Origin of the sequence: Propionivibrio dicarboxylicus, assembly GCF_900099695.1 — a bacterium.
In the GTDB taxonomy this organism is placed as follows: domain Bacteria; phylum Pseudomonadota; class Gammaproteobacteria; order Burkholderiales; family Rhodocyclaceae; genus Propionivibrio; species Propionivibrio dicarboxylicus.
Genome location: NZ_FNCY01000006.1, coordinates 72,135 through 84,696, shown reverse-complemented (window position 1 = coordinate 84,696; position 12,562 = coordinate 72,135). Strand labels below are relative to the sequence as shown.

General features: G+C 57.6%; 14 protein-coding genes. 10 read left to right on the top strand and 4 right to left on the bottom strand.

The window, feature by feature from the left end; translation table 11 throughout:
• Positions 1–101 precede the first annotated feature (101 nt).
• Together ygfZ and BLR25_RS08955 are read left to right on the top strand one after the other, a co-directional pair.
• Positions 102–1,118: a CAF17-like 4Fe-4S cluster assembly/insertion protein YgfZ gene (gene ygfZ, locus BLR25_RS08960; protein ID WP_176785818.1), complete on the top strand. Its 1,017-nt coding sequence runs from the start codon at positions 102–104 to the stop codon at positions 1,116–1,118.
• Positions 1,119–1,126: 8 nt separating this feature from the next.
• A complete protein-coding gene (locus tag BLR25_RS08955) occupies positions 1,127–1,915 on the top strand; it encodes an NRDE family protein (protein WP_091936732.1) in 789 nt (262 codons plus the stop codon).
• On the opposite strand, the gene BLR25_RS08950 is transcribed toward BLR25_RS08955, so the two are convergent.
• Genes BLR25_RS08950 through BLR25_RS08940 form a run of 3 tightly spaced genes read right to left on the bottom strand, consistent with a single transcriptional unit; the run spans position 1,885 to position 3,441 of the window.
• Entirely contained in the window at positions 1,885–2,367 is a 483-nt protein-coding gene (locus BLR25_RS08950; RefSeq protein ID WP_091936730.1) for a L,D-transpeptidase, read from the bottom strand. The genes BLR25_RS08955 and BLR25_RS08950 overlap by 31 nt on opposite strands.
• On the bottom strand, positions 2,364–2,813 hold the full coding sequence (tadA, locus tag BLR25_RS08945) for a tRNA adenosine(34) deaminase TadA (protein ID WP_425438687.1): 450 nt from the start codon (positions 2,811–2,813) through the stop codon (positions 2,364–2,366). The genes BLR25_RS08950 and tadA overlap by 4 nt, the downstream gene beginning before the upstream one ends.
• A 10-nt stretch (positions 2,814–2,823) precedes the next feature.
• The gene (locus BLR25_RS08940; RefSeq protein WP_176785817.1) at positions 2,824–3,441 is read right to left on the bottom strand and encodes a PilZ domain-containing protein; all 618 of its coding nucleotides are present in this window, start codon (positions 3,439–3,441) and stop codon (positions 2,824–2,826) included.
• Between the two features lie 225 nt (positions 3,442–3,666).
• Here BLR25_RS08940 and BLR25_RS08935 point away from each other — a divergent pair, with 225 nt between their 5' ends.
• From BLR25_RS08935 to BLR25_RS08915, 6 genes are read left to right on the top strand one after another with little or no spacing between them, the layout of a single operon-like run.
• Positions 3,667–5,277: a potassium channel family protein gene (locus BLR25_RS08935; protein ID WP_218122681.1), complete on the top strand. Its 1,611-nt coding sequence runs from the start codon at positions 3,667–3,669 to the stop codon at positions 5,275–5,277.
• A gap of 18 nt (positions 5,278–5,295) precedes the next feature.
• On the top strand, positions 5,296–5,454 hold the full coding sequence (locus tag BLR25_RS21260; protein ID WP_176785816.1) for a hypothetical protein: 159 nt from the start codon (positions 5,296–5,298) through the stop codon (positions 5,452–5,454).
• Positions 5,424–6,233: a metal ABC transporter ATP-binding protein gene (locus BLR25_RS08930; RefSeq protein WP_245715510.1), complete on the top strand. Its 810-nt coding sequence runs from the start codon at positions 5,424–5,426 to the stop codon at positions 6,231–6,233. Before BLR25_RS21260 ends, BLR25_RS08930 begins: the two co-directional genes overlap by 31 nt.
• The gene (locus BLR25_RS08925; RefSeq protein WP_091936722.1) at positions 6,233–7,117 is read left to right on the top strand and encodes a metal ABC transporter permease; all 885 of its coding nucleotides are present in this window, start codon (positions 6,233–6,235) and stop codon (positions 7,115–7,117) included. Before BLR25_RS08930 ends, BLR25_RS08925 begins: the two co-directional genes overlap by 1 nt.
• 6 nt (positions 7,118–7,123) lie before the next feature.
• The gene (locus tag BLR25_RS08920; protein ID WP_176785815.1) at positions 7,124–8,029 is read left to right on the top strand and encodes a metal ABC transporter substrate-binding protein; all 906 of its coding nucleotides are present in this window, start codon (positions 7,124–7,126) and stop codon (positions 8,027–8,029) included.
• Between the two features lie 54 nt (positions 8,030–8,083).
• Positions 8,084–9,430: a citrate transporter gene (locus BLR25_RS08915; RefSeq protein WP_245715509.1), complete on the top strand. Its 1,347-nt coding sequence runs from the start codon at positions 8,084–8,086 to the stop codon at positions 9,428–9,430.
• 85 nt (positions 9,431–9,515) lie between these two features.
• On the opposite strand, the gene BLR25_RS08910 is transcribed toward BLR25_RS08915, so the two are convergent.
• Positions 9,516–9,797, bottom strand: coding sequence for a hypothetical protein (locus BLR25_RS08910; protein ID WP_091936715.1), 282 nt, complete (start codon positions 9,795–9,797; stop codon positions 9,516–9,518).
• Between the two features lie 193 nt (positions 9,798–9,990).
• On the opposite strand from BLR25_RS08910, the gene BLR25_RS08905 reads away from it, so the two are divergent.
• Positions 9,991–11,697 carry a sensor histidine kinase gene (locus BLR25_RS08905; RefSeq protein ID WP_091936713.1) on the top strand — a complete coding sequence of 569 codons (1,707 nt, stop codon included), beginning with the start codon at positions 9,991–9,993 and terminating at the stop codon, positions 11,695–11,697.
• Entirely contained in the window at positions 11,691–12,407 is a 717-nt protein-coding gene (gene btsR, locus BLR25_RS08900; protein ID WP_091936711.1) for a two-component system response regulator BtsR, read from the top strand. Before BLR25_RS08905 ends, btsR begins: the two co-directional genes overlap by 7 nt.
• Positions 12,408–12,562 lie beyond the last annotated feature (155 nt).

Sequence of the window (12,562 nt, the reverse complement as noted above, 5' to 3'; positions counted from 1 at the left end):
GCGATATAATATCCGAAAGCCGTTTCGCCTGAACCGATTGTCGCGCACGGAGTCGAAACACCGACAACACAGGCATAACCATCACGATGGAAAACACGACGATGACCAACTGGCAAGCCTTCCTCAGCGCTCAGGGCGCGCGTATCGACAATGACGGCGTGGTAACCGACTTCGGTAACCCGGCGAGCGAATTTGCCACAGCGAACAACGGGACGGTCATGACGCCGCTGACCCATCTGGCGCTGCTCGGCTGCTCCGGCGAGGATGCGACATCGTTTCTACACAACCAACTGACCAGCGACGTCAATCATCTCACCGAAACCTCCGCCCAGTATTCGTCCTGGTGCACGCATAAGGGCCGAATGCAGGCGAGCTTCATCCTGTTCCGGCAGGGCGTCGGTTACAAGGCCCTGCTGGCCAAGGATATTCTGGATGCCACCCAGAAACGCTTGCAGGTTTTTGTCCTGCGCTCAAGAGTCAAATTGACCGATCTCTCCGGTTCCGAAGGCGCTATCGGTATTGCCGGTCCGCACGCCATGGACGCATTGACTTCCCTTGGTCTGACCGTTCCCGATGGCGTCATGGAAACCAGTTCCGGCGCGGCCGGATCCGTCATCCGACTCGCTCAGGAGCGTTTCCTCGTCGTTGCGCCGGTCGCCGGCCTTCCGGCCATCTTCGACGCTTTGAAAACCCATGCACAGCCAGCGGGCGTGCCGGTCTGGCAATGGCTCGACATCGAGGCTGGCATCGTCTTTGTCACCGCTGCCACCAAGGAAGAGTTCGTGCCGCAAATGGTCAATTTTGACAAGATCGGTGCGGTCAGCTTCAGGAAAGGCTGTTATCCCGGGCAGGAAGTCGTCGCACGCACCCACTACCTCGGCAAGATCAAGCGCCATCTGTATCGCCTCAAGATTGACGCTGAGGTCGGTGCCGGCAGCAGCATTTTCCATGAGAGCAGCCCGGAATCCTCTTGCGGCACAATCGCCAGCGTGGCCCCTTCGCCCGTTGGCGGATTCGTTGCTCTGGCCGTGATCAAGGAAAACGAGGTCGAATCCGAAGGTGTCCGCATTGTCATTCCTGGTGTGACGGTCCTCGGTATCGAACCCGTTCAAGCGTAGTTCTTCCGGTGTGTCTTATTCTCCTTGCCTGGCAGGCACATCCGGACTACCCGCTGATCGTTGCTGCCAATCGGGATGAATTTTTCGCACGCCCGTCGGCAAGTGCACAATTCTGGTCGGATGCGCCTGAGGTATTCGCGGGCCGCGACCTTGAAGCCGGCGGAACTTGGCTCGGCATCTCCCGACACGGCCGCTTCGCCGCACTCACGAACTTTCGTGAATCCCGGCGGCCCGACCCTGACGCGCCATCTCGCGGAATGCTAACGGCTGATTTCCTGACCGGTAGCCTTGGGCTCGACGAATATCTGACCCACATCGGTGTGCGTGCAACAGCATTCAATGGGTTCAATCTGCTGTTGGGCGATGGAAAGCGATTGGCTTATTTGAGCAACCGCGCCCCGGGCCAAGTCGTGCCTCGGTTTCTTGAAGCAGGTATTTACGGCTTATCGAACCACGTGCTCGACACGCCCTGGCCAAAGTTAACCGTGGCAAAGAAAGCTTTCGGCAAGGCGCTCGCCGAACTACCGGAAACGAGTGCTTTCTTCGATCTGCTAGCCGATGACGAAATCGTCCCCGACCAGCATCTGCCCAGCACAGGCGTGCCGCCCCACTGGGAGCGTCTCCTGTCGGCAATATTTGTCCGATCGCCCGATTACGGCACGCGCGCCAGCACGGTCTTGTGCGTCCATCACTCTGGCCGAATTGTGTTCGAGGAGCGGCAGTTCGGTCCGCAGGCCCGCAAGCTCGGGCATCTGCGCGAAGATATTCAGTCTTCGTCGATGTTGACCGGCGTATAAACTGGTACGCGATCGAAAAGGTCAATGATATCGGCATTGCTCATGCGAATGCAGCCATGCGATGCCGGTTGCCCCAGCTTGTCGCCATCGGATGTGCCGTGAATGTAGATATACCGACGCATCGTATCGACGTCGCCAAGGCGATTGCGCCCCGGCTCGCAACCCGAAAGCCAAAGGATGCGGGTCAGGATCCAGTCGCGCTGAGGATGTGTCGCCGCGAGTAATGTATCGAAAACCTCACCGGTAGGCCGGCGTGCCACGAACACAGTGTTTTTCGGTTGTCCTGCGCCGATCTTGGCGCGGATTACATGTCGGCCGCGCGGCGTGCGCTGACTGTTCCTTTGTTCCCCTGCCCCGCGCAACGCGGTCGACACCGGCCACTCGCCCAAGAGACTTCCGTCGTCATCGAACAAGAACAGGCGTTGCGCCGAAAGGGAAACGCGAATCTTCATGCAGTCGGCTCGCGTTTGGCACGACGCTCGGCAAAGAAACTTGAAAGTAACTGGCTGCATTCGTCAGCCAACACGCCGCCAACGACATCGGTATGATGATTCAATTGGTTGAGCGCGAACAAATCGATGACGCTGCCATGAACTCCCGTTTTTGGATCACGGGCCCCATAGACGACGCGCGCGATCCGTGCGTGCATGATGGCACCGGCACACATCGCACAGGGTTCAAGCGTGACGAACAACTCGCACCCCGGCAGACGATAGTTGTCCAGACGACGCGCCGCGTCGCGCAGGGCAACAATCTCGGCGTGGGCAGTCGGATCTCTTCCTCCGATCGGTGAGTTTAGGCCGACGCCAACAATTTCACCTTCATAAACGACGATTGCACCCACAGGAACTTCGCCGATCGCTTGTGCCGAACGCGCCAAAGCCAGCGCTTCCCGCATCCATGATTCGTCACGCGCCGTCATCTTTTTGCACATCAAGCAGCTGGAACCGTTTCAGCACAGGCTCAATACCCGGGTTAACGTCAATGATGACAATGCCACGATCGCGAAGCGCCATCAGCAATTCAATCCCGCTCGAATCGATCGATACGCATTCGGCAAGCGACAACTTCGCGTGACTGGCGCCGATATTTCGCAGCATAGCGAACACATCACTCGAAAGCGCCGACGAAGCATGGCCTTGCAAGACAATGGTATTACCGCTGACTGAGACCTCGGCGAAGGCACGGCGAGTCTCCTGCTCGCGAATCGAATCCTGCAGCAGTTGCTCGCTTTTGGCGTCCATCCCTTCGTTATCCCAGCAAAACCCGATGCCCACGCTACCAGCGAATTTTTCGATGCGAACAATAGAACCGAAACCGGAAACCGTGCGCCCGGCATAATGAAACTCGCCGTAGTCATCAACGCCATGAATTTTGAGGCTGTCAGCCGGCAATCGCGGCAAATGAAGATAGAATCCACCCAACGATATATTCAGGACGCTGCCTGAATACCGACCGCCATTCTGCTCGACTACACCAACGAGTGGAGCAACCAATTGATAGCGAGGATAGCGACGTTTTTCCAAGGACTCTCCAGACAATTTGTTGGCTGAGACAGCGCCACATATCCGATAATCGCGCCGTTCTCCGACTATTCTAGCAGTGTTTTCCGTATTCCCCAGCCCTGGCCGGTCAGTGCCAAGGCCTGCATTGACCGAGACTCGGACGAAGGCGATACTCCTGTCATTGGCTCCGCCGGAACGACCCAAATGCCATTCAAGATCAAACCTGCCACACGCCGTCTTCTAACTTTGCTGACCATCCTGCCGACCGCGGTATTGACCCTCGGCACTCTGTACATGCTTGGCATGACGCATCTTGAGGGAACCCCGCGAACGCTGCTGGAAGGCATTCAATGGGCATCAGAATCCATCACCAACACTGGCTACGGTCACGACAACCATTGGGAACATCCCGTTATGGCGTCGTTTGTGATCGTCACCCCCTTTATCGGCCAGTTCCTGATTTTCTTGATCTTTCCGGTGCTGGTCCTGCCCTATTTCGAAGAAAAATTCGAAGTCCGAATGCAGCACGAACTTCCGCCAATGGCGGACACTGTGCTCTTCTACCGTTACGGGCCGGCAATCGAATCGCTACTTGAGGAATTCAAGCGGTCCGGCAGCCGTTTCGTGATTTTCGAGGAAGACCTGGAACTCGCGCGGAATCTGCGCGACCGCAAATACAACGTGGTTTTCGGCAAGCTCGCCGACGATCCCGGCGCACTCGCACGGGTAAAGGAAGCACGAGCTGTGGTGACCAACGCTGGCGACCATGCGAATGCGACGTGTACGATGATTGTTCGCGAGCACGGTTTTTCAGGACCGATCTACGCGTTGGCCGATGAACCGATTTACCGCCCACCGATGATTCAGATTGGCGCCACCGACGTGTTTACGCCAGCCCATGTGTTGGGCGCTGCCATGGCTTCACGAGCAAGCACCCGGATCAGTCCACCGGCCGAAGGCATGCATCTGCTGGGAACTCAAGTCGGGCTTGCCGAATTTCGCGTTCGCAACGGTAGCGAACTGGCCGGCCGGCGACTCGGCGATTTGCGCCTGCGGGAAGAGTATGGCGTCTCCGTCATTGGACAGTGGCGTGAAGGCTCCTTCACGACGACCAAGGGGCCTGAAACATTGATTGACTCCGGCGCGATTCTTGTCGTCGTCGGCCCGCCGCTACAACTGGAGAAGGTCGGGCGAATGGCCATGCCGATACGGCGTGACGGCCCCATCGTTCTTGCCGGATTCGGTGCTGTCGGTCGCAAGGTGATCGAGATGCTTCATGACGCCGGAGAAAATTGCGTCGTCATCGACCTTCTGCCGGGTCCCGGTGTCGACGTTGTCGGCAACGTACTCGACAATGCCACGCTGGCACGCGCGGGAGTGGCCAACGCAAGCGCCATCGTACTGGCACTGGCCGATGACAGCGAAGCCGTATTCGCAACGGCGGTCGTGCGCGACCAGGCGCCGGAGGTTCCGTTGATCGTCCGCGTCAATCGGACACCGAACACGGCCAGGATCTACAAGGCCGGTGCCGATTTCGCGATATCACAGGGGCAAGTGGCCGGACAAATCCTGGCGTACCATCTTCTTGACGAGCAGATTATTCCGGTCGAAAGCCGAATCAAGTTCAGCCGCCAAAACCCGGGGACACTGGTCGGCTCTCATCCATGGCACAACGAAACGCTCGAACAGACAGGCACAAAAATCGTTGCTGTGGAACGTTCTCAAACGGTACTGATCGAATTCGACGACAGCTTCCGCATCCAGGCAAACGACGTCCTCTATGTCTGCGGATCGCTAAACAGCCTTGAACGATATCAACGACAATTCCAGACCGGCCCAACGGCAACCCGGCACTGAACGGAAAAGAACAACAGCATGAAAGAAGAAGTCGCGCATTCACCGCATCTCACTCCCCTTCGCACGGCACAATCGGAGATTTTTCAGGCCATCTGCGCTGGCGCATTGACGCGCCTCGCTATCAGTTGTGTTGCCCTTGGCATTCTATGGATGAGCGTTATTTGGGCGATGGCATGACGACGCAGCGCCCAATCGTGCGCTTCGAGAACCTCACGCTGGGTTATCACCGTCATCCGGCGGTTCACCACTTGAGCGGAGAAATCGCAAGCGGCAGTCTTTTGGCTGTTGTCGGCCCCAATGGTGCGGGAAAATCCACCCTCCTCAAAGGTATCGTCGGCGAACTGACGGCGATGCAAGGAAGCATTGCGCTGTCGGGGGTGGAACGTAGAAGCATTGCCTATTTGGCACAACAGTCCTCGGTAGATTCGAGCTTCCCGGTCACCGTACGCGACTTCGTTGCAATGGGACTTTGGGCCGAATTCGGTGCTTTTCGGCGATTCGATACGAAAGCAAAGCAGCGCATCGACCAGGCGATCAGCGCCGTCGGACTCAGCGGGCGCGAACGCAGTCTGATCGGGCAACTGTCCGGCGGACAACTGCAGCGTGCCCGCTTTGCAAGGCTCATGCTTCAGGATGCCGCGCTCGTCTTGCTCGACGAACCTTATAGCGCCATCGATGCCAATACGGTCCGCGATCTCGCCACACTCGTTCGCCAATGGAATACAGAGGGACGGACGGTGGTCAGCGTCCTGCACGATTTCGAACACGTTCGCGAAGAGTATCCAGAAGTAATGATTCTTGCGCGGGAAATGATCGCCCGCGGCGAAACGCGAAGCACCTTGACCGCAGCCAATCTGGCAGAAGCCCAGCGACGGTCGGAAGTCGGCAGCCATGTGGATGATGCGACGGTCTGCCACCACACCAATCCCGGCGAACACGAAAGCGGAGGCCGTTGATGTCGATTGAAAGCCTGGCCGATCTCCCGCTCATTTCGCCATTCATCGAATTTGGTTTCATGCGTCGAGCATTGGCCGGTTGTCTGGCGCTCTCTTTTGGCGCGACGCCCATCGGTGTTTTTCTCATGCTACGGCGTATGAGTCTTGCTGGCGACGCCATCTCCCACGCGATACTTCCGGGTGCTGCGGTCGGTTACCTCATCGCCGGGCTTTCACTGCCGATGATGACCCTTGGCGGATTGCTCGCCGGCATCGCGATCGCCCTCCTGGCCGGCGGCGTCGCCCGCCACTCGGTCATCAAGGAAGACACCAGTCTCGCCACCTTTTACCTGATTTCCCTGTCCGCCGGGGTGCTGATGATCTCGCTACGAGGAAGCAACATCGATCTGTTGCATGTCCTGTTCGGAAGCGTATTGGCACTCGATGACGATGCCCTGCTACTGCTCGCCACATTCGCGTCGATATCGATTGTCATGCTGGCCATTGGACTGCGCGTCCTTGTTCTCGAATGCTACGACCCCTCGCACCTCATGCGCATCAGTCGCCTGGCGCCGGTCGTCCATTACGGTTTCATGCTGCTGGTGGTGCTCAATCTTATCGGCGGCTTTCATGCCCTCGGAACCTTGATGGCCGTCGGAATTATGGTGCTGCCGGCGGCAACGTCGCGTTTCTGGGTCGAAAGCATCGTCCCCCTGCTCCTGGTCGGCGTCCTGATCGCCGTTCTCGGATCAGCCGCGGGTTTGCTCATCTCGTATCACTTTGATCTGCCCGCGGGGCCGACCATCGTTCTTTCACTCGGCGCGATCTACCTTCTCTCGATGGTGATCGGACCGTATGGCCCCATCGTCAGTCGCATCCGCCCGCGCTGGCATTTTTCCCACTGAATAGTCATGCACACCTTACGTTCCTTGTGGCTTGCTTTGTTGATCTTGACGCTGCCTTTCCCCGCTTTGTCGTCGGAACCCATCCCTGTCGTAGCGAGTTTCAGCATTCTTGCCGACATGACCCGCCAGATCGGTGGCCAGCGCGTAGCGGTGCACGCACTGGTCGGCGAAAATAGCGATGCTCATGTGTATCAACCGACGCCTTCAGACGGAAAACGCCTGAAGCAAGCGCGCCTCGTGATCGTCAATGGATTGGGATTCGAAGGCTGGATCGACCGTCTCGTCAAGTCCTCCGGCTTCAGCGGATCGGTCATCGTGGCAAGTTCCGGCGTCAAAACGCTCGAACTCGTGTCCGTTCCCGGCCACGAGCATGGGCACCAGGCCCATGATGTCGATCCGCACGCATGGCTGGATGCCGGCAATGCGCTCAGATACGTAGAAAATATCGAACGCGCCTTGATTCAGGTCGACCCGGAGGGAAAAGCAGACTACCAGGCAAATGCAGAGCGTTATCGACGTCGCATCGCCGAACTCGACGTCTGGATTCGAACCACGCTCGGCGCGATTCCGTCGGAGCGGCGTCGCGTTGTCACCTCGCACGATGCCTTTGGCTACTTTAGCCGCGCCTACGGCATCGCGTTCATTGCCGCGGTGGGTATCAATTCCAGCGCTGATCCTTCCGCGGCCAATGTCGCCCGGATTATCCGCCAGCTTAAAAAAGAGAAGGCTCCGGCCATCTTTGTCGAAAATATTTCCGATACCCGCTTGCTGGAACGCATTCAGAAGGAATCGGGCGCAAGACCCGGCGGCGTTTTGTACCCGGACTCGCTTTCAAAGTCCAACGGTCCCGCCGCGACCTATCTGGATTTGATGCGGCATAATGCATTTGTATTGTCAGCTTCGCTACAATAACGGATTGGCACAAAAATCGCTCTATTCCAGTTCCATCATTCAAGGGAGATATTGATGTACTGCCTGTTTCGACGCGCAACACAGTTGTTGTTGCTACTTTCTCTGATGACTCCCCCGGCATACGCCGGTCAATTAATCACTGTAGGTTCGATTCCGCTCGATTTCATCCTTTTCGCCCTGACGCTCTTGGGCGTTGCGCTGTTTCACAACCACACGCTCTATGTCGGTCTGACCGGCATGGTCACGATCACACTGTACAAGCTGATTTTTACCGGATTTAAGGCGGGAGACGGGTTTGCTGGACTTGTTGGCCATTTTGGCCACGAATGGGTCATCCTGGCCAACCTCTTCTGTCTGCTGATGGGCTTTGCGCTGCTTTCGCGGCATTTCGAAAAGAGCCATGTCCCGGTGATCCTACCAAAATACCTGCCGCGCGACTGGAAGGGCGGGTTCGTTTTACTGGTCATGGTCTTTGTGCTTTCCAGCTTCCTTGACAACATTGCGGCGGCCTTGATCGGCGGTGCGATGGCCCACCAATTGTTCAAGTCAAAAGTCCATGTCGGATTCCTGGCCGCCATCGTGGCAGCATCGAATGCCGGCGGATCCGGCTCCGTCGTCGGTGATACGACAACGACAATGATGTGGATCGACGGCGTCAGTCCGCTCGATGTTTTCCATGCCTATGCAGCGGCCGGCGTGGCCTTGTGCATCACGGCCTATTTTGGGGCGAAGCAACAGCATGCCTATTCGCCGATGATCCATGGCGCGCACGAACACACTAAGGTTGACAAGGCACGCGTCGGCATCGTAGCGATGATCCTGATTTTCGCCATCGTCGCCAACGTGATCATCAACGTGAAGTTCAACCACTTGGCCGATCTATTCCCGTTCATCGGTGTCGCCGTATGGATTGCCATCCTGATCTCCATCCCCGTGCGCCGTCCCGATTGGGAGGTCATGCCCGACACCTTCAAGGGCTCCGTCTTCCTGCTGTCGCTGGTGACCTGCGCCTCGATGATGCCGGTTGAAGAGTTGCCTCCAGCGTCGGCGCTCGTGGCGCTCAGCCTTGGATTCATTTCGGCGGTCTTCGACAACATCCCCTTGACGGCACTCGCCCTCAAGCAAGGAGGGTACGACTGGGGCATGCTTGCTTATGCTGTCGGTTTCGGCGGTTCGATGATCTGGTTCGGGTCTTCCGCTGGCGTCGCCCTGTCGAGCATGTACCCGGAAGCCCGCTCGGTCGGCAACTGGTTGCGCCAGGGTTGGCACGTCACCGTCGCCTATGTGATCGGCTTCACTGTCCTCTTTTTCTCGCTGGGTTGGCAACCCCATGCGCCGCACAAGGCTGAAGCAACGTCGCCGGCAGTGTCATCGATCCAAGCGCCTACGCCTGCACAATAAACTGCGGTACTAGCGATGCGACAACGCCACCCGTGGGTGGCGTTGTCATTGGGTGATTCACGTCTAGCGCTGCATCGACGGCAGTCTATTGCTCCGGAATCCGGTCCAGATCCAGCTCCTTCTTTGCTCCGCCCGGTTTCCGTCCACGCGCCGGCGCAGGCAGATCGCAGGAAAGGCGGCAACTGGTTCCTTCGATCTTCTTGCCGTCGATAAAGCGCGTTACCTTGCAGCAAATCACCTCGCCCGATGCCGACAAGCGCTCGACTAATGGCTGCAACTGCGCCATCGGAATACTGAGTGCCTTGGAAATATCAGCATCGAGTTGTTCGCCATTCGCCTTCAAGTACTTCAGAATGCTCGCGTCCATTCTCCCCCCATCTTCCGCGCATACGCAGACCAAATTTATATGCCGGATCAAGCCCCGGCTAAAATAGAATGCCAGAAATCAGGCGACGCACGACAAATAAAAAAACCCGGCAAAACAGCCGGGTCGACCCAGAGTCGCAATTTTACTACACTGCACCCTTTCAGACAAGACGAAAACCCGGACACCACGCAAAATGCTCGATGAAATCAATCACATCGCGCTCATCGGCGGCTTGATGCAGCAGATGTGCGTGTATCTGGTGATCGCCTACCTGCTCAGCAAGACACCAATTTTTTCCCCGCTCGTTCAAGTCAACGTGCGCCTACCGGGAAAACTCGTCTGCTATACAGTGTTTTCGGCGTTCTGCATCATGGGAACCTACCTGGGTTACCAGATTGAAGGCGCCATCGCCAATACACGCGCCATCGGCGCTGTTCTCGGTGGCATCCTCGGGGGACCATGGGTCGGCATCGCCGTCGGACTGACCGGTGGCCTGCATCGCTATTCTCTAGGGGGGTTTACCGCGTCGTCATGTGCCGTTTCGACAACCGTCGAGGGACTCATCGGCGGGTGCCTGCATCTGTACCTGCTTCGCCGGCACCGCGCCGACCGTCTCCTGCACCCGATGAGCGTGCTCATCACGACGCTGATCGCCGAATCGGCCCAAATGCTCATCATTCTGGCGATGGCACGCCCCTACGACCAGGCCGCACGACTCGTTGCGCATATCGCCGCGCCAATGGTCTTGACCAATTCCTTCGGCGCCGCCCTGTTCATGCGGCTGATTCTCGATCGTCGGGAGACGCTGGAAAGATATTCGATCGCGTTTTCGGCAAAGGCGCTGAGAATCGCCGAGCGCTCGGTCGGCGTGTTGATGCAGGGATTCAACGAAGAGAACTGCATGCGCATGGCCAAAATCATTCAAGAGGAAACCGGTGTCGGCGCAGTCGCCATTACCGACTGCGAGAAATTACTGGGTTTCGTTGGCGTTGGCGCGGATCACCATCTGCCAGGTTCTCCAATCGCGTCTCCTCACACCTTCTGGGCGATCGCCAATAACGAGGTCGTCTACGCCGACGGCGCCGCTGTGCCCTACAACTGTTCGGTCTCCAAGGATTGCAAGCTCGGCTCCTGCCTGGTCATTCCGTTACGCGGCGAAGGGAATCGCGTATTCGGGACGATCAAACTCTACGAACCCAAGCGCAAGCTTTTCTCGACCTTGAATCGGACGCTGGGCGAAGGTATCGCCCGCTTGTTATCGAATCAGTTGCTTGCCGGCACGATCGAGGAACAAAAGCGGCTTCTCGCCCAGTCTGAAATCAAACTGTTGCAAGCGCAGATCAACCCGCATTTTCTCTTTAACGCCCTCAATACGCTGGCCGCGGTGATCCGCCGCGATGCCGAGGCGGCACGGCAGATCGTGCTCCATCTCTCGATATTTTTCCGCAAGAGTCTGAAGCGCGCATCGAGCGACGCCACCCTGAAAGACGAACTCGAGCACGTAGACGCCTATCTCCAGATCGAACTGGCGCGATTTGCCGGCAAACTCAATGTCGACATCGCCGTACCGGACGAGTTGATGCCGACCCGGCTCCCGCCCTTCACCCTTCAACCGATCGTCGAAAATGCCATCAAATACGGCATATCGCAGTTGATCGAACCCGGTCGCATCCGGATCAGCGCGGAACAGATCGACAATGTGCTGGCCATTCACATCGAAGACAGCGCGGGGCTCTACCAGCCGACACCCGACGGCGACGGCATGGGCATGAACCTCGTCGATCGACGTATCAAGATCCGCTACGGCACCAATTTCGGCGTCAGCGTCCACTGCGTGCCGGAACACAGCACGCGCGTCACGATCTCGCTTCCGATGGTGATGGAGCCGGTTCCATGCTAAGCGCACTCATCATCGACGACGAAACGCCATCACGCGAGGAACTGAAGGCACTGCTGGCGTCGGCTTCCGATATCGAAGTGGTTGGAGAATGCGCCAATGCCATCGAGGGGCTGGCGGCGATTCATCGTTTGCGTCCGGACGTTGTCTTTCTCGATATACAGATGCCGCGCATCAGCGGGCTGGAAATGGTCGGCATGATCGACCCGTCGGCACTGCCACGCATCGTTTTCGTCACCGCATTCGATGAACACGCGTTGAAGGCATTCGAGGAACACGCGACCGACTATCTGCTCAAGCCCATCGAACAGGAACGGCTTAACAAGACACTCGACTGGCTGCGCTCAGACGCGCAACCGAAAGCGATGACGCTCCCTGCCAGCGTCAGTCGGCTCACCCAAATTCCATGTACCACCCGAAACAAGATATTCCTGATCCCCCTCGATGATGTCGAATTTGTTCACACCGACCAGTCCGGCATCCATGTCAGCAGCCACGATCGTTCTGGCGTCACGGAACTGACGCTGAAACTGCTGCAGGAACGTACGGCGCTGGTGCGCTGCCATCGTCAATATCTCGTCAATCTCGAAAAGATCAGGGAAATCGAACTGCTCGACAATGGTTCGGCCGAAGCTGTAACTCATACCGGAAAGCGCATTCCCGTCAGTCGCCGCCACCTTCGCGATATCAAATCGCAACTTCTTCTCAGCTAGGCGGCGCCACTCAGCCCCGGATTTCGTCCGTTCAGCCCCCTGTAAAACCTCTCGGCATTTTTTGCTTTCCCCAAAATCAAAAAAGACTAGACTGATACCGGCATGTTGGGTCGATCATTGGCATCAGGGGCCGGGTCTTCCGAACACGCGAGGCT